We start from the raw sequence: 24,981 nt of genomic DNA, 5'->3' as shown, positions 1-24,981 counted from the left end.
AGTATATCAAGAAAATAGGAGGTTTATAATATGGAGGAAAATACAATTTTTTATATGATTATACATAAAAATAGAAATAATTACGAAAATAGTATATAATTGTGTTGAAAATTAATTTTTCAAAAAATATATGGAGTATTTAAAATATATTTATACCAATTAGAGATAATATAGGGTTAATATAGTTTATTTTTTTATGTAAGGATAAATAATTGTTGATAGTTATGGATGGTGTAGTTGTTTTGGAAGATAAAATAAAAGAATTTAAAAGCATGTTACTTGAATCAATTAAAGATGAAAAAATATTAATAAGTATAAAAAATAGTTTAAATAATATAAAAAATATAGATAAATTTGTTAATTCAGAAGAAAATAAAAATGAAGTAAATAATGAGTTACAAAAAGATTATAAAGAAAAGTATGAAATGTTGGAACTAGAATATAAAAAATTATTAGAGAAACTAGAAATAGTAAAACAGAAAAATAAGATTTTTAAAGAAGAGAATAATCAACTTTTAGATGAATTAGAAAAAACTAAAAAATTATATACTGATCAAATACAAGAATTAGAAAAAGAACATAAATTAAAATTGATAGAATATGAAAGTAAGCAAAATGAAATTTTATTAATAAATGGTAAATTACAAAATGAACTTTTAGATTTAAATAATCAATTTAAAGATATAAGAGTAGCTTATCATATATATATAGAATTAGAAGAAAATATAAAAAATCAACTGGATGGAATTTTTAAAGGGAGAAATATTGAAAAATTTTTATATTGTGGCATCCAATATAAAAGTATTGAAGCTTTATGGGAATATATGAAAATATTATCAATAAATGGACAGATCAAAAGTTTAGATAAACTAAATAATATTTTTAAGAATTTAATTAATGCATATAACAACATATATGAAAGACCATTATATAAAATACAAGAAGTTAATATTGGTGAATTATTTGATGAGGACAAGTTTATAAGAGGATATAATAGTAAAATAAATGGTAATATTCAAGAAGTTTATATTAAAGGATATATAAACTTAAATACAAATAATATAGTAAAAAAATCTGTAGTTAGGGTGTAAATAAAAATGAATACAAAAATAATTAATAAAATAATAATAAATGAAGAAGACATTGCTTATTGTGTAAAAAGGCAATTATCTATAATGTTAAATGAAGAGATTGATAAGAAAATTAAAGATATTGAGTTATTATGTAAGGAAATAGAAAAAATAATAAAAAATAAATGGGTTTATATAAAAAATAAAGATGTTTATTACAATCATGATCTCACAGGTTTATTTCCTAATTTTTATAAATTTCAATTAGGATTTTGCTCTGTATATACGCCTTTTGATAAAACTACTTTAAATTTAAACTTTAATGGATATAATGGCAGACTTCTAAATGAATTTGAAATAACAATAATTAAAAATAGTATTCCTATCAATGAAAAATATGAAAAAAATTATACTTTTATGGAAGATGAAAATTATAAGTGTATAAGAGAAGATGGATACATTTTTAATTTTAATAATTTTCATGCTTTTGGTTTCAATTCTTATCATATTCCAATATATGATTTAAAAACTTCTAAAAAATTAAATAAAAATAATTTGAGTGAAATAATTAGATTATGGTTTCAAAATGATCTTATACCAGAAGGACTTTCTAAATTATCAGAAATAACTTATCGTGATTTATTAAGTTATTATAAAATGAAATTTATAGGTTTTGATTTTAATAATGAAAAGATACAATTTTTAACAGATAACATTAAAGAAAATATTTTATTTAATGAAAAAGATTTCTGCATCAATGGAAAAATTTTAAATTATGATAAAGCATGGGAAGAATTAGAACAGAAAGGTAATATAAATATTCAAGAAATTTCCCAAAATGATATATTTGCTAACCTTTTAAATTGTGAAACAGTACGTGCAGATATAGAATCTTATGATAAAAAAATATTAGAGGATCCTAATAGAGGTCATTGGGATTTATGGGATAAAGAAGATGAAATATTAAGTGAAAATATTACTGTAAACTTTGAAAAAGGGATTGTAGCAAGAAATCCAATTGCGGATATAAAAGAAGATGGAATAATAGGTATCGATTTTGGAACTAAAAGTACAGTTGTAGTTTATCAAGAGGATAGAGAACATACCCTACCAATGAGAGTTGGTATGGGAAAATATAGTAAAAAAATTGAATCAAAGCATTATGAAAATCCTACTGTTATGGAATTTATTGATTTAGAAGATTTCTTAGAATCTTATAATAAAAAAAATGGACGACCTAATACTTTATGGGAGAATTTAACTGTATCTCATACTGCATTTAATAGTTTAATGGCAAGTAGTAGTGAAAATTATTATTCTTTTTTAAGTGATTTAAAACAATGGGCTGGAGATAGTAATAGAAATTTAAGACTTAGGGATAAATGTGGAAAAGAAAAAACTTTAAATTCATATATAGATTTAAAAGAAGATTCGGAATTTGATCCTATTGAAATATATGCTTATTACATAGGTTTATATATAAATAATATGCATAATGGTATTTATTTAGATTATATACTATCATTTCCAGTAACTTATGAAAAAAATATAAGAGAAAAGATATTAAACAGTTTTTCAAATGGATTAAAAAAATCATTACCAGAACCTATACTTAATGATGATAATGTTATAAATAGGTTTAGAGTTAGTTCGGGTGCAAGTGAACCAGCTGCATATGCTATATGTGCTCTTGAAGAATATAAATTTGAACCTAAAGATGGTGAAAAGATTTTTTATGGGGTATTTGATTTTGGGGGTGGTACTACAGATTTTGACTTTGGATTATGGAGACCAGCAGAAGGTAGAGAACAAAGAAGATTTGATTACGTTATCGAACATTTTGGAGCTGGTGGAGATCAATTTTTAGGTGGAGAAAATTTATTAGAGCTATTGGCATTTGAAGTATTTAAAGATAATCAAGATAAACTTCGTAAAGAAGGAATAACATTTACATTACCACCTGAATGTATTAGATTCCCAGGAAGTGAAATATTATTAAATGATTCTCAAGAAGCAAAATTAAATATGAAGCAACTTATGGAAAAGCTACGTTCATTATGGGAAAAAACTATTGAATATGAAGAAGAATTTATAAATGGAATAATATCATTAAATTTGTTTGATAAATCAGGAGAGCAGAAGCTTAATTTTGAGTTATCGGTTGATATTAAAATGTTAGAAGAAATTTTATATAATAGAATTGAAAAAGGTGTTATAAATTTTTTTGAAGCATTAAAACTTTCATTTGCGTTTGAAGAAACTGAAGGTGTTGAAAATATAAAAATATTTTTAGCAGGAAATTCAAGTAAAAGTAATATAGTAACTGAACTATTTTTAAAACATATAGAAAAAGAAACAAATAAAATTAATGAATATAAAAAGGAACAAGGAGAGTATTTTACTATATATCCACCGCTTGGGACAAATGAAGCTTATTTAATTCAAGAAAAACTTAATATTGAAATAAATAAAGAAGACATAACAAGACCTACAGGAAAAACAGGAGTTGCATTTGGACTTATCAAAAGTAGAGCAGGTGGAAAGATAAAAGTAATTGATAAAAATTTGAATGATAATGAGATAATGTTTAAATATTATATTGGATATGAAAAAAGAGGAAAATTTAATGTTCATTTAGATAGAAGTAATAAATATGGAGAGTGGAATAAATTTATTGATGCATGTTATGAGGATTTTGAATTATACTATACACCTCTTCCAGAGGCAACAAGTAATGAGTTAAATATTGGAGAAACTCAACGTAAAAAGTGTAGAATTGATATAACATCTGAAGATGAAGATGTTAATGTATATATAAGATTTCTTTCACCTACAGAGATAGAATATGTTGTTGCAAAAGATGATTTTATTAGTGAAGAAAAGTATTTAAATACTCCAAAGAAAGAAAAATTAGGGTAATTAATAATGGAAAATAAGATTGTAGATTTTTTAACTAAAAGAGAAAACTATTATTTAGGAAATGATAAGGATATAGATATAAATCATATTGGTGAATTTTTACCAAAGGATTTAACATTATATCATATAGAAGAAATAACATTTGATGAAAAAGCTCCTAGAAAAGAAGCTTTAGAAAATGTTTTAAGTTCTGTAAGAATAGAAGGTATAAACTTTGTATATTTGATAATGGGAGATAAAGACGGAGTTCATTTTTATTTTGGAATAGCAAAAGATTTATATTATGATAAAAAGATGATGCTAGAAATAAAAGATATAGGAGATTTTATATTAGAACCAAATATAAAAGGAAATTTTAGAGGAAGTAAAATAAAAGAAGTAATTCCAGAAAAGAAGAATAGAATATGTGACAGTATTGAAAATATGAAGTATTTTAGTTTATTAGAAGGTGTTGCAGGAGTAAATAAAGATAATGAAAAATTTCAAGGGGTAGATAGATTAGTTGATGTTATGATTGGTGATGAATTTGGTTTTATGATTATAGCCAAGCCCATGAATGGTGATGATATAGCTAATATTGAAGAAAATTTAAATCAATTATATACTCAAATAGCACCGCTTATCAAGAAAAACTTGCAGGATACATCATCAGAAACATATGGAAGTAGTACAACAAACACAACAGGAGAATCAAGTACTGTTGGTAAGAATATTTCAAAATCTATTCAATATTCATCAAGTGAAAACAAAGGTGAAACAAGTGGAAACAGTAGTTCAATAACAAAGAGTAAATCAGAAACTACTCAAAGCAATAATTCATCCAATAAAAGTTCCTCAGTATCTGATAGTGGTCAAGAAGGAACTAATAAAGGAAAAAGTTGGAGCAAAACTACTGGAAGTAGTGAATCTAAAAGTGAAGGGGATTCAAAATCGGATTCAAAAAGTTCGTCAGTGGCTTCAGGAGTTAGTACTAGTGAGAGTAAATCAAGTTCTACAACAGTTGAATTTATAAACAAAGAAATTCAAGAATGGATTAAATATATAGATGATGTTATTGTACCTAGATTAGATTATGGAAAGGGTAGAGGAATATTTAATACATCTGCTTTTTTATTTAGCAATAAAAAAGCAGTATTAAAAAAATTAGAAAGTACAATTAAATCTTTATTTGCAGGCGAAACAGGAAATAGAATACCTCTTCAATCTATAAGTTTAAATAAAAATAATATTAGAACTGAAATATATAAAAAATTTCAATTGCCACATGGTAAGTTTGTTAGAAAAGGAGATATCGATTGTTCGTTTGGAAGATCAGCAATTTCTCAATATTCAGATAATCAAGGTAATGTAATGATTGGAAACTGGATATCTACGAATGAATTAAGCTTAGTTGCGGGGTTACCACAAAAAGAAATTGTAGGCTTAGGACTTAGAGAAGAAGTACAATTTGGATTAAACATACCAAAGAATATTAAAGAAGAAGATAAAATTCATCTTGGAAAACTTGTTCATAGTGGAGATATATTAAAAAATATAGATGTTAGTATAGATAAAAATAATTTAGACAAGCATTTATTTATAACAGGTGTAACAGGAAGTGGTAAAACTACTACTTGTCAAAAAATATTAATGGATAGTAAATTACCGTTTTTAGTTATTGAACCAGCAAAAACTGAGTATAGAATATTAACAAAAAATTATGAAGACATTTTAATATTTACTCTTGGTAAAGATACAGTTTCACCATTTAGATTGAATCCTTTTGAATTTTTTGAACATGAAAGCATTACGTCTAGAGTTGATATGATTAAGGCAAGTATTGAAGCAGCATTTGATATGGAGGCAGCAATACCTCAACTTATTGAAACCGCTATATATGAATGTTATAAAGATTATGGTTGGAACATTGCAACTAATAAAAATAAAAAAATAAAAGAACCATTTCAAGATGGAAGTTATTCTTTTCCAACATTTTCAGACTTATTAATTAAAATAGATGATGTAGTTAAGAATCAAGGATTTGATGAAAGGTTAAAAAATGATTATATAGGTTCGATCAAAGCTAGATTACAAGGTTTAATGGTTGGTTCAAAAGGATTTATGTTAAATACAAAAAGATCTATTGATTTTGAAGAATTACTTGATAAAAAAGTTGTACTAGAATTAGAAGAAATAAGAAGTGGAAGCGAAAAGTCACTTATTATGGGATTTATTTTAATGAATTTAGCAGAGGCAATCAAAGCAAAGTATAAGAAAAAAGGTACATTTAGACATATAACATTAATAGAAGAAGCGCATAGATTATTAAGTAAATTTACTCAAGGGGATAGTCCTAATAAGAAGCAAGGGGTTGAAACTTTTACAGATATGCTTGCTGAAATAAGAAAATATGGAGAATCTCTTATAATTGTAGATCAAATTCCTAATAAGCTTACATCAGAAGTATTAAAAAATACTAATACAAAGATAGTTCATAAGATATTTGCTCAAGATGATAAGGAAGCAATAGGTAATACCATGGTATTGTCAGATGAACAAAAAGAATTTTTGTCAAATCTTGAAACAGGTAGAGCAGTATTGTTTACTCAGGGATATCAAAAGGCGGTACAAGTTCAAATTGAACGAACTAGTGATACTACTAGTGATGAAATAATAAAAGAAGATAAGATTAGGGCAAAAGTAGTCGATTTTTATTGTAAAATATATAAAAAAGGTGTATTTCAAGGCTTAGAATGTTTTGACAATCAACCTTCAAGAGAAGAATTTGAAAAATTTCAACAGGATATAAATAATAGTGTTTTTTTACAAGCTTATGAACATTTTTTTAACAATAGACAAATTGGTTATGAAGAAAAACTTAAGGAAAATTTAAAAAATTCAATAGATGTCTTTGGAAAAGAATTCTTTGCTAAAATAATCCTAACACGTTATTATAATGGCAAAAGAATATATAGTGATATACAAGAAAAAGAAGAATTTATTAAAAAGTTTATAGATGATTATATAAATAATACAATAGACTTAAATTTTTGCAGAAATAAATTAGGAATATGGAGGTAATTAATATGAGTTTAATAAGTTCAATAGGAAGTTTTGTTGGGGGTATTTGCAGTAGTATATGTTCAGTTGCATCTAATATAGGAGGAGGCTTAAGTGGGTTTGTGGCAAAAGTATTTGATCCAGTTATTTTTCATACAATAGAAGCAATTGAAATTGCAATAAAAGTTATTGGAGCAGCAATAGGAGCATTAGCAGAAGCGTTAGGATTAACTAAAGAAGAGACACCAGAAGAAATTGGAATGAAAGCAGAGGAAGCTGAAAAAGAAGGAATAAAACCTGAGAATTTTGATTCGTATAGTGAATATATTGATCATTTACGTAACAATATAGAAATAGATAAAGATAAGCTAGATAATTTATCTAGAGAAGACAAATTGAAATATACAGCATTAGGTTCAAGTATATTGGTAAAAGGTATAGAAGAAAATAAAAACATGGAAATTCCTGCGGAATTTATAACTCAGATAGCAAAACAAAATTTAGAAGTAGATGAAGTAAGAGCATATATAGATAGTTTTAAGGAAAATGGATTGAATCTTAGAGATTTTAATAGCTATTTAGATGGTTCTTTAAATGATAATAAATATGAAAAAGTAGGAAATATAATAGAAAATACAATTAAAACATTAAACCCAGAAATGTCCGAAAATGAAATTGGTCAAAAAATAGATGATATGAGAAATAATAGTAGATAGAGTAGGATGATATAATAAATGAATGTTACACATAAAGTTTTATTTTATATAAATAAAAATATAATAAACCTTTATACAATAAGAGATAATAAATTTGAAGTAATGTTAAAGGGTGGAGAAGAAGAAATTTTATTTGATAATGAGTTTTGGAACTGGTTTAAAAGTGCAATATCCTATTCTAAAGAAACGGATTTAATAGATTATTGCATTATAACAGATAATTCTGTAAATATTTTACCATGTGATTTTAATGTTGTTAAAAAATCATCTTGGAAAGAATATGAAATAAAAAAATTTTATGATGAGAATATAATAAATTCTAATGTTATAATAAAAGATAAACTTGGAAATGTAATATTTTCATTAAAAAAAACAATTCAATTATTTGAAAAACACCAGAATATTGAGTATGAGATAATATCAATAGGAAATATATTTAAAAAACAAGAAGAAAAAACAAAAAATCAAATCTTAAATAATGGTTTACGTAATTATTATTTAGAAAAAATATCTACCAAATAATTTTATAACTTTTATATGTTTAAATAAAATTAAAAAGAACACATATTAAAAGTTAAATTGAGCTCTGTTAAATATATACAGTAAAAATACTGTTAACTATATTTATCAGGGCAATTTTTATGTTTACACTTAACTCTTGATGAGAATAAATTAAGATAAACAGTGCTTCTTATAACAATAAAAATGAAAATTACAGATACAAAAATTAATGATGTAAGATAAAAGCATAAAGGAAATGAAAGTGATTGGAGGGCAGATTTAGTAATTTGAATTTTTGCAGATGTAATATTAAATTTTTATTTTATGGAGGATGTAGCAATGAAAAAGATTAAAATGTTGAGCATGTTTTTATTTATTACAATTTTTATGTTTAGCATCTCAGGATGTAGTGGAAAGCCTTTAGGTGATTCAAAGGAAGAAGAAAAGAATATGTTTTACTTATATGGTAAAGAGAATGGTGAAGTGTATACATTAAATGAAAATATAGAAAAAGAAAAATTAGCTAGTCAAGTTCAAGATATATTTTATATAGATGTATTACAATCTTATGCTGAATTAGATAGTGATAATAATTTATATTTACTTGATAATCAGGGACAAAAAGATAAAATATCTTCAGATGTATCAAAGAATATTAATGTATCTAATAATGGAAACATATATTTTACAACAAATGATGGAGGATTATATAAAAAAGCTAAAGATAAAGAAAAAGAGAAAATCGCAGAAAATGTTTCTGAATATAAATTAATAAATGATGGGGATAACATAATTTATAAGGATAAAGATGAGAATTCTTATATAAAAAAAGCAGATCAGGATAAAATTAAGGTAGCTTCAAATGTTAATGATATAAAGTTAAATAATGATGAATCTATTGTTGCTTATATTTCAGATAATACTTTATATTTAAAGGATTTAGCTAAAGATGATAAGGAAAAAGTAGCAGAAAAATATAATAATGGTTCTTTAACTTTTATAGATAATAAGAAAATTCTTTATATGGATGATTATAATTTACAAAAAGGTAAAGGAGAGCTATACATTAAAGAGTTTGGACAAGATAAGAGAAAAATAGCATCAGATGTTAAATATGCACAAGCAGATATTAAAGGTGTTTATTATATAACAGATGATAATACTTTTAATTATAAAAAATATGATTCAGATGATAAAGCAAAAATCTTAGATGATGCAAAAGAGATAACGTCTAATGCAAATAATATGTATGTTTTAGATAAGGATAAAAATATATATAAGATAAATGAAAAAAATGAAAAAGAGAAAGTTGTACAAGATGCAAGTGATTATAATGTTACAAAGAATAATTTAGTAACTCTTAATAAAGAAAATGAATTATTATTTGATAATACAAAAATAGGGGAAGATGTAATTAAATTTGTTGTAAGTGGCAGTGATATAGCATTTATTAATAAATCTAATGAGGTTTATTTAAGTAAAAATGGATCGGAATCAGAAAAAGTTATAAGTGATGCGAAAGAGTATTCTAAAATTAAATTTAATAATTATGAATTATTTGTAAACAAAATGGAGGTTTCAGATATTACAGGTCAATGGAAGGCTGTAAATAAACAAACTAATGAAGCAATATATTTAAAGTTTGATAATGAAAAAAACATATATGCCTTAGCTTTTGATAAACCAGAAGAAAAACATCAATATACCATAGATTATAGTGATGAAAATGTAATAAATTTAACTTCAGAAGATGAAAAAATAGAATTAAATAAAGATGAAAATGGGAAGTTAAATATTAGATTTAGTGATAAAACAGTTGCTTCTTTTGAATCTGTAAGTAGTGATGAATATAATAATATAAAAAGTTTAGTAGAAAAGTTATATCCATTAGCTACAGGAATATTTGGTTCTAATTTAGTGTTTTTTAGTAATATAGAAACAATAGATGGAGTAACTTACTATGCTTATAACACAAAAGAAGGAGATCAAAGTACTGGAGTTTATTTTGATGCAGATGGTAATAAATTTACTAAAACAAATTCAGGTTTAAAACCTTATGTAACTTTAGAAAAATCAAGTGAAGATCAATATGAAAAGAATGACACATTTACTCAAGAAAATGCGACTAAATATGCAAAAACATATTGTGACAATAAATATGGAGATAATGCTGGAATTAGATTAAGTGTAGGGAGTAAGGAATATGAAAATGGAAAAGCATATTTTAATGTTAAATTAACTTCAATAGCTGCAGCGTCTCAAGGTGGAACAGGAACTATGGGATGGCTTAAAGTATATGAAGATGGAAATGTAATGGAAAAATAATAACTTAAATGTTGATATTGTAGTATAAATTAAATATAGCAAAGGGGTAGGTAAAATGAAATTTTCAAATTTATCATCAGGCAAGAAATTAATTTTAATAGGAGCTATTGTAAGCTTTATTTCACTTTTTTTACCATGGGTCAATGCAGGTATATTAAGTGTAAATGGATTTCAACAAGAAGGATATTTAATGCTATTAGTATTTATTTATCCTATAATAAAAGTATTAAAGAATAAAACTGTTAATATGAAAGGTGGACTTGCTTCATTGATATTAGGTTTAATTTTTATGTTATCTTTTATAAAAACTAAAGATACTGAATTTTTTGGAGCTTCAGTAAATCTTTCGGCTTCTGGAATGTATGTAATGATTGTAGGATTAATAATTTCAATTGTTGGTGTAATTAAGGACAACAAAAAAATAGATAAATATTAAAAACATAAAATTATTATAAAAAATTAAAGCACTTACTTAGCTAGGTGCTTTTGTATTACCATTTCAAATTATAAAATATGATATGTAATATATTCATAAGCCTTATGTTATAATATTTATATAAAATTTGATTATAGATTTAGATATTTAAAGGAGAAAATAAATGATAGTATATCATGAATTTATTGTCTAAACATAGGGTGGAGGTAGATTAAGTGAAAGAGAATATATTATTTTTAAAGTATTATGATATAACAGTAGGATTACTAAGTCTAGAAAATAATATACCAAAACAATTAGAGATATTAAGACCAGATTTATTTTTTGATAGATATAAAAAAAATATTTTATTTGGGGATGAATTAATAGATTGGATAAAAGATAGAGTAAGACCAAATGCACAGATTGGGTTAAATAGAATTTTAAAATCACTTGGTATAGATGATAGTGGTTCTATGTGGTATTGGGAGCTATTTTTAAAAACTAAAGGAATGAATGTTAAAGATAGATTGTGGATATCAGAAAATGAATTCGATAATAGTCCGTGGGACTTATTGCTAACTATAGATAAAGATATACCAGAGGTTGATTTATATAAGAAGTATTTAATAGTAAATAAAAGTTATTATAATATAAATCTTATAGGAGCATGTGAAAAATCTATAGTAAGGGTAAATGGCAATCTAGCTATATTAAAACATTCTCTTCAACATAATACTTTTGATGGAATAGCAGAGGAGTTATGTTATTTAATAGCTCGTACATTAGGGATAAATTGTGCAGAAGCTAAGTATCTTGGTAATGGATTAAGTTTATCATTTATTGATGAAAATATAGATTTAATTCATGCAGAAGCGTTTTTAGATACTGATAGTAGAAATATAGAAGTTTTATACAAAAAATTAGTTTTTAAGGATATTGATAAGAGAGTACGTATTGATTTTTTAAGAATGTTTTTATTTGATATATTAACTAGGCAAATGGATAGAAACTTAACTAATTTTGGATTTTATAAAATTAATTCATATGTTAAATTATATAGATTATATGATAATGGACTCAGCTTATTTTCAAGTGTTAGATTTAATCCTAATTTAGTGTACTCATCAGTATATGGTAATTCTGAAGATGTATTAAAGTATATAGTAAGACAATTAAAAAATGAATTAGTGGATAAACCTTTTGCAGGAAAATTAACAGTGGAGTTTTTAGAAGATATATTTAAACCATATGCAAATGAGATATTAGAAGTTAAAGGAACTGACTATAGAGATATAATAAAATGGATTATGGATATGTATAATCATATTTTAAAAGAGTTTTAATAAAGTAGATATTTTGATAGTAAGTATTAATTGCATTAGCCATCAAATTAACATAGCATATTGAGAGTGTAGTTACTATAATAAATCGAAAAGCCGTAAAGATACCACTATTTTTCTTTGAAACTAGGGGTATCTTTTTACAATTACTTAGTGAATAATGTTGAAACTATTATTTGTGATAAAAAATATTTACTATTATAAGATTTCAAGAATTTATATTTTATAAAATATGGTTTTAAGTATATAATTTATACTATAAAACAATATTTCTTTTTAAATAAAAAATATGGAGTTTAAGATGTTAAAATTAAAAAATTTAAATAAAAAAACTATAGAATTGGATGAAATAGAAAAGATCTTTAAAATAAAATCATACAAAGAATTATATAAGTTAGTTAATACTCTTATAAATAATAAAGAAATAAATCCAATAAGAAGTACTGGAGGAAATGGAAAAAATCCTACATTATACAAGAGATATAGGGTTATAGAAGAGGAAGAAGATTACAGTGAACTTTTAAATGAATTAAGTTTTAAACTTTCTCCTAAACTTGAAATATCTTATTATAAAAATCATTTAAAAAAATATAAGGAACATAGAGAATATATTTTAAAATTAAATGAGTTTATTATAAATAAGGAAACTTTATTAAAGCAAAGTGTTTCTATGAATGAAAGATCATTTCAAATATGGGGAAGAGAGAAGTTTATTCAAAAAGAAGAAGGCAAATTAATATTAAAAAATTTAGGATTGGATTTAGGGTATTTAAATTATTATGAAACATCAGAGCCGTTAGCTTATTATTCAAAATCCAAAAAAGTTCCTCAAAATATACTTATCTTAGAAAACAAAGACACATATTATACTATGAGAAAATATTTGATAAATGGAGGAAATGAAATTCTAGAAGAGAATATAAGTACATTGATATATGGTGGCGGAAAAAATGTAAATAAGGCCTTTAAAGATTTTGAGATTTCAGTAGAAGAATATGTTTCAAATAAAGAAAATAAACTTTTATATTTTGGTGATTTAGATTATGAGGGAATAGTTATTTATGAAAGTTTATATAATTTGCTTAAGGAGAAATATAGAATATCACCTTTTATAAGCGGTTATAAAAAAATGATAGATAAATATATTAAAGAAAAAATAATATTACCTAAGACTAAAGAAGGTCAAAATAGAAATATAAAGGATGAATTCTTAAATAAATTTGATAATAGTTATAGAATAAAGATTAATGAAATATTAGAAAATGGTTTATATATTCCACAAGAAATACTTAATATTAGTGACTTATAAAAATGTTATATGTAAATTTATAATTTGGAATATATTTCTGATATATGCAGGAGGGAAAATGGATTTTAGTTTTTTAGATGTGCAACATATAAGGATGAAAAAAATAGGCGCATATGCCTTATTGTTTAGAAACAGTATAGCTAAAGGTACATGGAAAAAGTATGGATTTGAAGAAGGATATGAACAAGATAATTTGATTTTTTCAGTATTACTTTACATAATGGAACAATCATTAAAAGAAGAAATATGTACAATTGATTATATTGGAAGTTTTATTGATGAACTAAATTTCCTTCATTTTAAAAAAGAAATTACTTACGAGGATTGTAAGGAATTAGCGGAATTTATAGTGAATACGGTTTTATGTGATGAAGGTAAAGCAATGTATTTTAAAGCTTTTAATTTTAAAGTGGGAGAATATGAAAATCTAAATATAAGCTTTATTAAAAATAAGATGGAATATATAGAAGGAGTAAGAAGAGTATCATATTCATTAACGGATGATGGATATTCACTTCTCTTATCTACCTTGGAAATTGAAGAAAATTTAAAGATGACTATTCATGAGATAGTATTTAAATTGCATTTAGACAAGGCTTCTTATGATAAGGCGGTAGATGATATTAAAAATATTTTCAATATGCTTAGAGTAAGAGTTCAAAGTATGGAGGATGCAATTAGAAAAATTAAAGAAAATCCATTAAGTTATTCTACTGAAGATTATAGAAATATGATGGAAGGGAACTTAGAACTTTTAAAAAATAGTAAGATAAAATTCATGTTACATAAAGAATTTATTGAAGAAAAAATAAATGAGTTTATAGAAAAAGATATACATCTTAAAGAATTAGATGAAAAAGAAAAAGAAAGCTTAATCAATCTTAAAATAATTGAAAATTATTTAAGTAGAACTATAGATGAGGATCAAAGAATATTAAAAAAGCATTTTGATTTAAAAGAAATCTATGGAAGAGAGCTTGAAAATATATCAAAAATGGCATTGATAGAAAGATTTAATTTTAAAACAGAAGTTTATAATAAAATTTTAGATAATCCAGAGAAGTTAGAAAATATTGAGGTGTTTTTAAGACCCCTTTTTAAGATGGCACCAGGGAAGATTTATAATATTAATAAAGCCTTAGAGTATCAAAAGAATATAAAGGAAAAATCGTTAGAAAATGATGAGTTTATTACATTTGACGAAGGAGATTTATTAGAAGAAGAAAATAAAAGAAAGCTTGAAAGACTTGAAAAATATAAAGGGGTAATTGAAATAATATTAGAGCTTGCATATGAAAGAGGAAGTATTTCTTTAAATGAAATAAATGATTTGCTTAAGGAAAGTGATATTTTAATTAATAGTTTAGTTCCAAGTGTTCAAATTTTTAGGGAAGTTATAATAGAAATGCTTAAAAATAGGATTATTGATATAGAAGAAATAAGAGAAGAAAGAAAAAATACAGTAGAAACTGGAGAAATAGAATTTCAATTAAACAAAAGCATTTTAGAGATACTTGATACTAATAGAAGTCTTAAAAGAATATCCAAAATTAAAGTGGAAAGAATCATAGAAAATATTGATGTTAAATTAGAAGGATTAAAAGATGAAAATGGATTAATCAAGAATTTTTTATGTTCAGATATTTCTTTTACTGTTACAGAGGGAGGATTTAAATTATAATGAGCTATTCAATAGATGAAATTAAGATGAGTAACAAGATATTTTATTATCTATTAAAGTATAGAGAATTGAAAGAAGGAGAAAGTGAATTATATAAGGCATATTCTGAAAATGAGAATATAACTCAGCTAGTAAAAGAACAAGGAGAAGCTTCAGAGTCTTTTGTTAAAAAGTATGGGGGAGTAGTATATCTTATACCAAAAGAAGAAAATGATTTTTTAGGATACTCAAAAGCAGAATTAAAGAAAGCACTTTGTAAATCAAATGCTAATGATAAAGATTACTATTTATCTCAATTTGTAATTTTAACACTTCTTGTAACATTTTATAATTCACAAGGTATTTCTAGTAAATCTAGAGATTATATAAAGGTTGGGGAATTTCTTAATATAATAAGTGATAGATTAAATGAGGGAGTAGAAAGTGCTGGAGATGACAAAAATGGTATAGCTTTTGAAAACATTCTTGAAAGATTTGAAGCATTAAAAAGTAGCGACAAGAAAAGCATATCTAAGACAACAAAAGAAGGATTTGTTAATACGATTCTTAAATTTTTAGATGATCAAGGATTAATTTATTACATACAAAGTGATGATATGATAAAAACAACAAAAAAATTAGATAGCTTTATGGATTGGAATTTATTAAATAAAAATAATTATAATAGAGTTTTAAGAGCTCTAGGAGAGGAAGTAAATGAGTAAAATAAATAAAATTCGGTTAGTAAATTTAAATTATAATAATAACACAATGAAAATTGATGATGAGAGTTTCTATTTAGATGGTGAAAATACCATGTTTAATCTTAGAAATGGTGGTGGAAAATCTGTACTTGTTCAAATGATTATGGCCCCTTTTGTAAATAGAAGAAATAGAAATTTAAAAGATAGAACATTTGAAAGTTATTTTACCTCTTCAACTCCAACATATATTTTAATTGAATGGAAATTAGAAGATGGGGCAGACTACCTTTTAACTGGAATGATGGTTAGAAAAAGAGAAGTTGTTTCAGATGAAGATTCAAAAGATAAATTAGATATTATAAACTTTGTTCATGAATATAAAGATAAGAATGAAAATGATATAAGTAATATTTCTATTATTGATGAAAAAGGTCATGGAAGAACTATTAAAAGTTTTACTAATTCTAAAAAACTTTTTGAAGAATTAAAGAAAGATAGAGACATTAAGTTTAATTATTATGATATGAATAATTCAGCTACTATTAGTGCATATTTTAGTAAATTGGCTGAGTATAAAATTAATTATAAGGAATGGGAAACTATAATTAAAAAGATAAATCTTAAAGAATCTGGACTTTCAGAGCTTTTTGCAAATGCAAAAAATAGTGAAGGTTTAGTTAAAGAATGGTTTCTTCCAGCAATAGAAAATAAGCTTAGAAAAGATGAAGATAGGATTAAAAATTATAGGCAGCTTTTAGATAGTTATATTAAACAGTATAAAGAAAATAAAAACAATATAGATAAAAAAGAAAAAATAGAATTATTTAGTGAACTTTCTAAAGAGATATTTTCTGCAAGTAATGATTTTATAAATACAATTAATAATAGAGAATTTTTAGAGAATAAAATAAGTAATGTTATTTTATATTTAAAAGAAACTTTAAATAGTGGAGAAGTAGAAGAAAATAAGTTAGATGAGTTAATAGATGATTTGAAAAATCAAGTAAAAGAATTACAATATGAAGAGCAATCTCTTAACATATATATAAAACAAAATGAGATAGATAAATTAAATGAAAATAAAGAAAAACAAGAAGATTTAGTAGAAGAAAGTAAAAATAATATTGAAAAACTAAATAGAAGAAAAAACATATTAACTTGTTCAAAGCTTCATAGAGAATATAAGGTTTTATCAGAAGAACTTCAAAGTTTTGAAAATGAACTTGAAATATTACATAAGAAAAATGAAGATTTTTCTCCACGAATAAATGATTTAGGTTATACATTAAGGGAAATTTTAACTGAAGAGCTTAAAGTGATAAATCAAGAAGAGAATATTAAAATTACTTTGAGAAAATCTCTTAAAAATGAAAAATATAATATCGAAGATTCATTAAAACTCAATAGAAATAGTATTATAAGTTTAAATAAAGAAGAAGGTAGCTTACTTGCAAGCATTGAAAGTTTTCATAAAGAAGAAATTAAATTTAATAAAGAGTATGATGAAAACGTAGTTAGAAATATTTCAGGCTTTTTAGATGAAGAAAAGTTAATTAAATTAGATAAAGATATAAAAGAAGATGGGATTAATTTAAATAAGGAAAGAAAAAATAATGTTGAACTTTTATTAAAGATTAAAGAAGATTTAAAAAGTAAAGAAAGAGAAAAAATTAATAATTCTAAAGAATTAAGTATCACAAAATATGATTTAGAAAACAGAAATAAAGATTTAGAGAAGTTTAATCAAGAAATAGAAAAAAGAATAGAAGTAATTAAATATATTGATTTTGAAGAAGACAAACTATTTGAATCAGATAAGCTTATTGAAGCCTTTAATAGAAAAATAAACTTGATAAAGGACGAAGAGATAAAACTTAGAAGAAAAAGTGACAAGGTAACTTCTGAATTAGAAAAACTTGAAACAGGCAAGATACTAGAATTACCAAAGGAAGTTGAAGAATGTCTTAAGAAAAAAGATATTAACATAGTTTATGGAATGGAATGGATTAAGAAGAATGGATATTCAGCAAAAGAAAATGAAAAATTTATAGAAAATAATCCTTTTATACCATATTCAATAATAATGGATTCTAGAGAAATAGAGATTTTAGAAAAGGAATCTTTAGATGTATTTACATCTAGTCCAATTTCTATAATTAAGAGGGAAGACTTAGGAGAAAAGCTATGTGAAATAAATCAAGGTATTTTAAACTTAGAAAAATTAAAATTCCTTATTTCATTTAATAATAAACTTTTAAACGAAAAAGAACTGTTGAAGTTAATAGAAGAAAAAAAGTTAGAATTAAGCAAAATAATAAATGATATCAAAGTCAAAGAAGAAGATACAGGGTTTTATCTAAAAAAGAAAAATTTTATTGAAAGTTCATCATTAACATTTGAATGTTATGAGGGATTAAAAAATCAAATAGAAACTTTAAATGAAAAAAGTGAAGATTTAAGAGTTATTGAGATAAAATTAGAAAAAGACATTTCTATTATAGAAGACAATATGGGAAAAACTGAAAAAATAATAAAAACTTTATATAACAAAATAGAGAAAAATATAAAAAAAGAACAGGACTTCTTAAGTTTAAAACTTGAGTATGATAAATATAAAAAAAATAAAAACTCTCTTGAAAAATTAGAAGAAAGAATAAAGTTAACTAATAATTCTATTGAAAAAGATGATAAGAGAAATAAAGATATTGAAATTGAATTAAATGATTGTGAAGAGAGTATTAGATACTATGCAAGTCAAAGTATTAATATCTCTGAGGATTTGATAGAATTTGAAGTTTATAAATCAGGTTCTTTTATAGAAAAAGATAAAGAAGATTTAATTTCAGAATATAAATCTTTAAGAAAAAATATAGAGAGTTCAGAAAAGGAATTAAAGAATAAAATAAAAGGTTGGACTGAAAAATTTAATGAAATTGAGGATGATCTTAATCATAAAGTAAATCAGTATAAATTAGAAGAATGTGAGTATACAACTATAACTTATGATAGATACAAAGAAACTGAAGTAGAAGAAAATTTATCAAAAGAATTAGAAAAAATGGATAAATTAAAAGAATTCTTAGGTGAAATAAAATCAGATTTGAAAATTGCAAATAATGATTTGAGCAGATATTATAAAGATATGAAAAAAGCTTTCGATAAAGAGTTACCTAAGGACAAAGATCTAATATTTGAAAAGAATTATAAAGAGGAAGAAGCTAAATTAACATTAAAGATTCAAGATAATTTAAAGGAAAAAGAGAAATTAGTAAAGTTAAATAGGAAGATAAGTAGTAGTTTAAGTAATTTAAGTGAACATAGTAATTTAGAAGTTACAAAAGAAATAGAGATAAAAATAGAATTTAATAATTTAGATGAATTTATAGGAAAATTAAAAAGAGATTTAAATACCCTAAAAAGGGATGAAGCAACTAAAGAAAATGCACTTGGTAGAATAATGTTTACTATTGCAGGCAAAGAAGAATTTAAGCAAGAAAGTTTCTTTAAAGATCCAATAAACACTCTTATAACACTTGTATCTAAACCTAAAGAACTTATAGAACAGTTAGTTATGTTACAAGATTCATATAATAAGTTAATGAAAAAGATAGGTTATGATATAGAGTTAATAGAAAAAGAAGAAGAAAATATATTAGAAAGCTTATTAGAGTATATAAATGATATTCATGAAAATATAGCCAAGATTGATAACAATTCAACTATAACAATTAATGATAAAAGAGTAAAAATGCTTAATATAACTGTGGCAGAATGGGAAGAAAATAAAGAAATTTATAAAATGAGATTAAAAGATTATGTTGATCAGTTAAGAAATCAGTGTATATTAACATTGGAAAAAAATGAAAATATAGAGGAGATAATAGGTAACAAGATAAATATAACTAAGCTTTATGACGAAGTTGTATCTATAACTTCTATAAATATTAAACTTTATAAAATAGAAGAAGATAAGCAAAGACAAATAAGTTGGAATGAAGTATCAACAAATTCAGGAGGAGAAGGATTCCTTTCAGCCTTTGTAATTTTATCTAGTTTATTGTCTTATATGCGAAAAGATGAAAGTGATATATTTAATAGAAGAGAAGAAGGAAAAGTTTTAATAATGGATAATCCATTTGCTCAAACAAGTTCAGCACATCTTTTAAAACCACTTATAGATATTGCAAAGAAAAGTAATACTCAACTTATATGTTTAACAGGACTTGGAGGAGATTCTATATACAATAGATTCGATAATATATATGTTTTAAATCTTGTACAATCTAAAATAAAAAGTGGTGTGAAATATTTAAGAAGTAATCATTCAAAAGGTGAAGATGAAAAAGAAGTTATGGTATCATCAAGACTTAAGATTGAGCAAGAACAAATAAGACTATTTTAAATGGTAGGCATATCAAGAAAATTAGATGACATAAAAAAATTAATGATTAAGTAGTTTAATTTTTAATAATAAACATGCTGAAATAATATATTTATAAAGTAAGACTTATAATAATTAAAAATACATTTGCAATATTTTAAGTATATAAAAATATTTTATATTATTAGAAATAATGTTTAACAATCTTCTTGAAAAATTCTGGAGGAAAGTATATTGGAAGATAAGAGCAATATAAAAATAAGATATTTGCATTCTAATACTAATAAAGAGTTGAAAAATAGATATACTGATGAATACAAAATTTATACTCCTAAAATTGCAAAAAAATATAAGAAGACTTTTAAAATTTTACTTAAACTTACTAAAAATAGAGATAAGACTTTATATATAATGTATGACAAGGTTAAAAAATGGTATGAAGCAGAAAATATAAACATGAGCATGGAAAAGATATATGTTAAAACAAAGCTAGGTTCTTATTTAAGTGGAGGCTGCGGAATAGAGGCATCTCTTTTAACTAATTTAACGGCAAGTGCTGTTTTTGCTTATACTAGTCTGTATATAAAAAAACTTGGAACTATATCAATACTATGCTATATGTTAATGATATCTTTCTATGGACTTATTGTACTAATCAAAGAAGATGATGAAGTAGAAATGTATAATTTATTTTTAGAAGTACTAAATGAATTAGGAACAAGCAGTGAATAAAATTTTTTTTTCTACACAATATATTAGTGTAGAAGGGAAGTGTTTAAGATGTATACACCTAAAAGATCTTGTAGTGAAGAAGAAAAAAATGTTAATCGTTATAATGGGGAAGGATATCACGACCTTGGAATGGTTACAGAAAATAAAATGTCAAATATAGCGTCTAATCCTTTAACTGAACATTATCATGTTAAAGGATTTAATGATAGTACAGGAGAAAAGTATACACATACCAAGTAAAATTAAGTAGTAAATGGTGTGAATTTCCAGAATAAAAAAGCATAAAAACTTAATTTTTACACAAGCTATATGTGTAGGAAGGAAGTGTTTGTTATGAGTAATGAAAACGGAAGTTGTGGTCATCATGATAACAGTAACCTTAAGACTTGTAATGGATGTTCATGCCATGAAAAGGAAACACCATTGACTAAAGAAACAGTGAATGATACATCAGGAAAAAGCGCCACTTGTAATAACTGGTCATCAGTACCTAAAAATTATGATATTAAAGAACCATTTGAAAAACATGAAAAAACTGCTACAAATAATCAATGGTGTTCTTGTTCAAAGTAATAAGAAAACATCTATATTACAAACATAAGTTTTAAACTTAATTCCTTTCAAAAATAATGAAGCTAAATCACACTAAATATCAAGAATATAGTTATATGTAAGTATAATAATTATAAATATTTATTTATAATACTTGATGCAAAAAGTGATTTGGTAAATTATTTGGAGAGTTCCAGATATAATAAATTTATTATGTCTGGAACTTTTTTATTGTACAGGAAATTATAGAATTATTAAAGCTTATAAAGCTAATAATATTTAAGATTAGGAATAGATTTAGTGAAGAATTGTATTATGATATAATTTTATTAGATTTATTAAAAAACACATATTTAAATTATTTAAATACTAGGAGTTAATAGTATATTATGGAACAATTAAAAAGCATTTTAGATAATGTTATATATCTAGATATTGAAACAACAGGATTAGACGAAAACAACTGTGAAATAATCGAAATTGGTGCAGTTAAAATAAAAAATTCAAGTGTAACTACATATGAGGTACTAATAAGACCTAAGGGAAATGTTCCTGTAAGCATTTATAAACTTTGTCAGGGGTTAAAAGAGGAAGAGCTTATGAACTCAAAGTACTTAGAAGATATAAAGAATGAGTTATTAGTTTTTTTAGAAGATTTACCACTCATCTGTCATAATGGACACTTTGAAAGAAAATTTCTTTCTTATCATATTCCTGAGATAAAAAATGAGATATTTGATTCTATGGAACTTTCAGCAATACTTGAACCTTGGAGAAAAGAGTATAATTTAGATTCTTTAATAAAGAGTATCACGATTTTAGATAAAGATGAATTTCATAGAGGTCTTGAAGATTCAATTGATACTTTAAAGGTGGTAAACTCACTTTTATGTAGAGAGTGGATTAGAGAAGAAAGTAAAAAGAAAAATAAATCACTATATAATATTATAGATAAAGACTATGAATTTTTAAAACATTGGGAATGGAAAGAATATTTATTGAAGCCAATATTATTTAATATAGAGGATTATCCTTATGTAAGTTATGAAGAAAATAAAAGGCAAGATGTTAAGCTAAAAAGACTACCAATAGATTATGAAAAGTATGAAGAGTTATTAGTTAATGAAGAAATATGGAATAATGGCGGTGATTTTGGCTACCAATATAGGGAAGATCAAAAGAACTTTTCAAATAAGATAAGAGAAAATATAGAAAATGAAAAAAGAATATTTATAGAAGCACCAACTGGAAGTGGAAAAACATTTGCATATCTTCTTATAGCAGCAACTAAAGCTTATTTAAACAAAAAGAATAAGAAAATAGAAGATGCAAGTTATTTTATATCTACAAATACCAAAGAACTTCAAAATCAACTTATTGAAAAAGATATACCAATGATACTTAAAAAACTTGGATTAGACAAAAAATTGAACTATGGAGCTATGAAAGGAAAAGCAAATTATATTTGCATAGATAGATTAAATAAATGTGATGCACTTAATGAAAGCAAAGAAAGTAGTTTAACTCAATTGTTTTTAAGAAGATTATGTGATGGTGGTAAACATGGAGATATAGAAAATATAAGCTATTGGGCATATATTCATTTTGAAATTGATAAATATTTAAAAGCAATAAATTGTGATAATGAATCTTGTGATTTGGATAGATGCATTAAACCATGTTATTTAAAAAATAGGTATAATGAACTTCCTAGTGAAAATATAACTGTTATTAATCATTCATTATTATCATGTTATCCATATTCTGAAAAGAAAAAGATAAACCACTTAATAATTGATGAGGCTCATAATTTAATGGATAAATGCTATGATTTCTTTTGTGAAGAGTTTATTTCTAATGAATTAATAGAGTTATTAAATCAAATAGAAAAAGGACATCCAAGTATTTATACTCAACTTAGGACATTAAATGCAGAATATGGGTATAGAGAAAATATAGATTTAAATAAATTGAGATTTTTAGTTGAAGAGATTAATAGTAATATAATTATACTGTTAAATGAGTTTAGAAGTATAGAATTAGCGAATGGTAAGTATAATTTTACTACTGAATTCTTTTTACCTAAAGATGAATTAAAAGATATAATGAAGGACTTAAGATTACCAATATCTAATATAAAAGAAAGTATATATGGAATATATAAGGTTTTAAATGATTATATAAGAAATATCACATTAGAAGATGAAACAAACGGAGATAAAGAGCTTAGAAGTTTGAATGATTATGTAGGCAAATTAAAAGATAACTTTAATATAATAGATAAATTTTTAGAAGAAAGTACATTTTACGCAAAAGAATTAGAAATAGATATGGAATATAAAGGATTTACATTTAGAAATATACCTTTAAACGTTGGTGAATTAGTAAATGAACATATGCTTAAAGAAGTAAAAAGTACAACTTTCTTATCAGCAACTTTAAGAATAGAAAATTCTTTTAAAAAGATAAAGAAACATTTAGGTCAAGAAAATTCTGATGAGTTTATAATTCCATCCACATTTAATTTAAAACAAAAAACAAAAATATTTGCTTTAAATGATATAGGTTCTTATGATAGTCCAAATTACACTAAGAATATGGCATATTTTATATTTAATACTGCTAAAAAGTTAAATGGACATATACTTGTTTTATTTAATAGTAACAATAGAAAACAAGAAGTTTTTGATGAATTGCAATTATTAACTAGTGGAACAAAGATAGAAGTTCATGTAAATAGAAAAGCTATTTCATCTCTAAATGATAAAAATAGAAGTGTTATAGTATTAGGGGGAAAAGGATTCTTTGAAGGAATAGACATAGCTGGAGAGGGACTTACATGTGTGATGTTAGATAAATTACCTAATTATAGTATAGATTACCCAATATTAAAAGCTATAACAACATATCAAAGTAAGAGATACCAAGAAGTTAATTATCCTCAACTATGTATAAAAATGAAACAGATATATGGAAGATTGATTAGAAGTGATTTAGACTATGGATATTTTGTTATATTAGATCCAGGGAAGAATTCTAATACAATAAGAAATATAGAAAGAGATCTTAGCGGCCCAGAAATTGAAATTCTTAATTCAGATAGAGTATTAGATAAAATTGATTATGACTATAAGTTTTGGAAAAAGTATAATTTAAATATTTTGTTAAGAGATATGAGAAAGAAAAATAAAAACATTGAAATTGAATTCAATAATGAAGCGAGAAAGCATAAAATTTTTTGGGAACTTTTGGGTATAAAAGATGAGCAATGTTATTTTCGTAACATAGATTTTAATTTAAAGGCTAAATTATAGA

General features: G+C 24.2%; 16 protein-coding genes. All 16 read left to right on the top strand.

What is annotated here, in order from left to right:
• Positions 1 to 215 precede the first annotated feature (215 nt).
• Positions 216 to 1,091 carry a hypothetical protein gene (locus tag NG904_RS03225; protein ID WP_085322566.1) on the top strand — a complete coding sequence of 292 codons (876 nt, stop codon included), beginning with the start codon at positions 216 to 218 and terminating at the stop codon, positions 1,089 to 1,091.
• A gap of 6 nt (positions 1,092 to 1,097) precedes the next feature.
• Positions 1,098 to 3,989 (top strand): acetate and sugar kinases/Hsc70/actin family protein, encoded by a 2,892-nt coding sequence (locus NG904_RS03220; RefSeq protein WP_085322567.1) that lies wholly within the window; start codon positions 1,098 to 1,100, stop codon positions 3,987 to 3,989.
• A gap of 6 nt (positions 3,990 to 3,995) precedes the next feature.
• Positions 3,996 to 7,049, top strand: coding sequence for an ATP-binding protein (locus tag NG904_RS03215; protein WP_085322568.1), 3,054 nt, complete (start codon positions 3,996 to 3,998; stop codon positions 7,047 to 7,049).
• A gap of 5 nt (positions 7,050 to 7,054) precedes the next feature.
• Positions 7,055 to 7,744 (top strand): hypothetical protein, encoded by a 690-nt coding sequence (locus tag NG904_RS03210; RefSeq protein WP_085322569.1) that lies wholly within the window; start codon positions 7,055 to 7,057, stop codon positions 7,742 to 7,744.
• 18 nt (positions 7,745 to 7,762) lie between these two features.
• Positions 7,763 to 8,266 (top strand): mediator of RNA polymerase II transcription subunit 4, encoded by a 504-nt coding sequence (locus tag NG904_RS03205; RefSeq protein ID WP_085322570.1) that lies wholly within the window; start codon positions 7,763 to 7,765, stop codon positions 8,264 to 8,266.
• Positions 8,267 to 8,584: 318 nt separating this feature from the next.
• Positions 8,585 to 10,570, top strand: a complete 1,986-nt coding sequence (locus NG904_RS03200) for a hypothetical protein (RefSeq protein ID WP_085322571.1) — start codon at positions 8,585 to 8,587, stop codon at positions 10,568 to 10,570.
• 55 nt (positions 10,571 to 10,625) lie between these two features.
• Positions 10,626 to 11,006 carry a hypothetical protein gene (locus NG904_RS03195; protein WP_252229740.1) on the top strand — a complete coding sequence of 127 codons (381 nt, stop codon included), beginning with the start codon at positions 10,626 to 10,628 and terminating at the stop codon, positions 11,004 to 11,006.
• Between the two features lie 215 nt (positions 11,007 to 11,221).
• Entirely contained in the window at positions 11,222 to 12,331 is a 1,110-nt protein-coding gene (locus NG904_RS03190) for a HipA domain-containing protein (RefSeq protein WP_252229738.1), read from the top strand.
• Between the two features lie 298 nt (positions 12,332 to 12,629).
• Positions 12,630 to 13,637, top strand: coding sequence for a Wadjet anti-phage system protein JetD domain-containing protein (locus tag NG904_RS03185; protein ID WP_252229736.1), 1,008 nt, complete (start codon positions 12,630 to 12,632; stop codon positions 13,635 to 13,637).
• A 58-nt stretch (positions 13,638 to 13,695) separates the two neighbouring features.
• Positions 13,696 to 15,318, top strand: coding sequence for a transcriptional regulator (locus NG904_RS03180; protein WP_252229734.1), 1,623 nt, complete (start codon positions 13,696 to 13,698; stop codon positions 15,316 to 15,318).
• Entirely contained in the window at positions 15,318 to 16,022 is a 705-nt protein-coding gene (locus NG904_RS03175) for a DUF6063 family protein (protein WP_252229732.1), read from the top strand. Before NG904_RS03180 ends, NG904_RS03175 begins: the two co-directional genes overlap by 1 nt.
• Complete coding sequence (locus NG904_RS03170; protein WP_252229730.1) at positions 16,015 to 20,403, top strand: coiled-coil domain-containing protein; 4,389 nt, start codon at positions 16,015 to 16,017, stop codon at positions 20,401 to 20,403. The genes NG904_RS03175 and NG904_RS03170 overlap by 8 nt, the downstream gene beginning before the upstream one ends.
• A gap of 213 nt (positions 20,404 to 20,616) precedes the next feature.
• The gene (locus tag NG904_RS03165; protein ID WP_252212373.1) at positions 20,617 to 21,114 is read left to right on the top strand and encodes a hypothetical protein; all 498 of its coding nucleotides are present in this window, start codon (positions 20,617 to 20,619) and stop codon (positions 21,112 to 21,114) included.
• A 48-nt stretch (positions 21,115 to 21,162) separates the two neighbouring features.
• On the top strand, positions 21,163 to 21,354 hold the full coding sequence (locus NG904_RS03160; protein ID WP_252229728.1) for a hypothetical protein: 192 nt from the start codon (positions 21,163 to 21,165) through the stop codon (positions 21,352 to 21,354).
• Positions 21,355 to 21,447: 93 nt separating this feature from the next.
• Positions 21,448 to 21,687 (top strand): hypothetical protein, encoded by a 240-nt coding sequence (locus NG904_RS03155; RefSeq protein WP_252212371.1) that lies wholly within the window; start codon positions 21,448 to 21,450, stop codon positions 21,685 to 21,687.
• 368 nt (positions 21,688 to 22,055) lie between these two features.
• On the top strand, positions 22,056 to 24,980 hold the full coding sequence (locus NG904_RS03150; RefSeq protein WP_252229726.1) for a helicase C-terminal domain-containing protein: 2,925 nt from the start codon (positions 22,056 to 22,058) through the stop codon (positions 24,978 to 24,980).
• The last annotated feature ends 1 nt before the right edge of the window (position 24,981 follow it).

Origin of the sequence: Clostridium sp. ZBS15, from assembly GCF_023845705.1 — a bacterium.
GTDB lineage: Bacteria > Bacillota > Clostridia > Clostridiales > Clostridiaceae > Clostridium > Clostridium aquiflavi.
The sequence above is the reverse complement of the archived record's forward strand: the minus strand, read 5'-3'. Positions and strand labels throughout refer to the sequence as shown.

Excerpts from the sequence above, each read along its gene's own strand:
- NG904_RS03170 (WP_252229730.1), top strand. The coding sequence starts at position 16,015 with ATGAGTAAAATAAATAAAATTCGGTTAGTAAATTTAAATTATAATAAT.
- NG904_RS03220 (WP_085322567.1), top strand. The coding sequence starts at position 1,098 with ATGAATACAAAAATAATTAATAAAATAATAATAAATGAAGAAGACATT.
- NG904_RS03210 (WP_085322569.1), top strand. The coding sequence starts at position 7,055 with ATGAGTTTAATAAGTTCAATAGGAAGTTTTGTTGGGGGTATTTGCAGT.
- NG904_RS03180 (WP_252229734.1), top strand. The coding sequence starts at position 13,696 with ATGGATTTTAGTTTTTTAGATGTGCAACATATAAGGATGAAAAAAATA.
- NG904_RS03195 (WP_252229740.1), top strand. The coding sequence starts at position 10,626 with ATGAAATTTTCAAATTTATCATCAGGCAAGAAATTAATTTTAATAGGA.
- NG904_RS03205 (WP_085322570.1), top strand. The coding sequence starts at position 7,763 with ATGAATGTTACACATAAAGTTTTATTTTATATAAATAAAAATATAATA.
- NG904_RS03155 (WP_252212371.1), top strand. The coding sequence starts at position 21,448 with ATGAGTAATGAAAACGGAAGTTGTGGTCATCATGATAACAGTAACCTT.
- NG904_RS03215 (WP_085322568.1), top strand. The coding sequence starts at position 3,996 with ATGGAAAATAAGATTGTAGATTTTTTAACTAAAAGAGAAAACTATTAT.
- NG904_RS03175 (WP_252229732.1), top strand. The coding sequence starts at position 15,318 with ATGAGCTATTCAATAGATGAAATTAAGATGAGTAACAAGATATTTTAT.
- NG904_RS03185 (WP_252229736.1), top strand. The coding sequence starts at position 12,630 with ATGTTAAAATTAAAAAATTTAAATAAAAAAACTATAGAATTGGATGAA.
- NG904_RS03200 (WP_085322571.1), top strand. The coding sequence starts at position 8,585 with ATGAAAAAGATTAAAATGTTGAGCATGTTTTTATTTATTACAATTTTT.
- NG904_RS03160 (WP_252229728.1), top strand. The coding sequence starts at position 21,163 with ATGTATACACCTAAAAGATCTTGTAGTGAAGAAGAAAAAAATGTTAAT.
- NG904_RS03150 (WP_252229726.1), top strand. The coding sequence starts at position 22,056 with ATGGAACAATTAAAAAGCATTTTAGATAATGTTATATATCTAGATATT.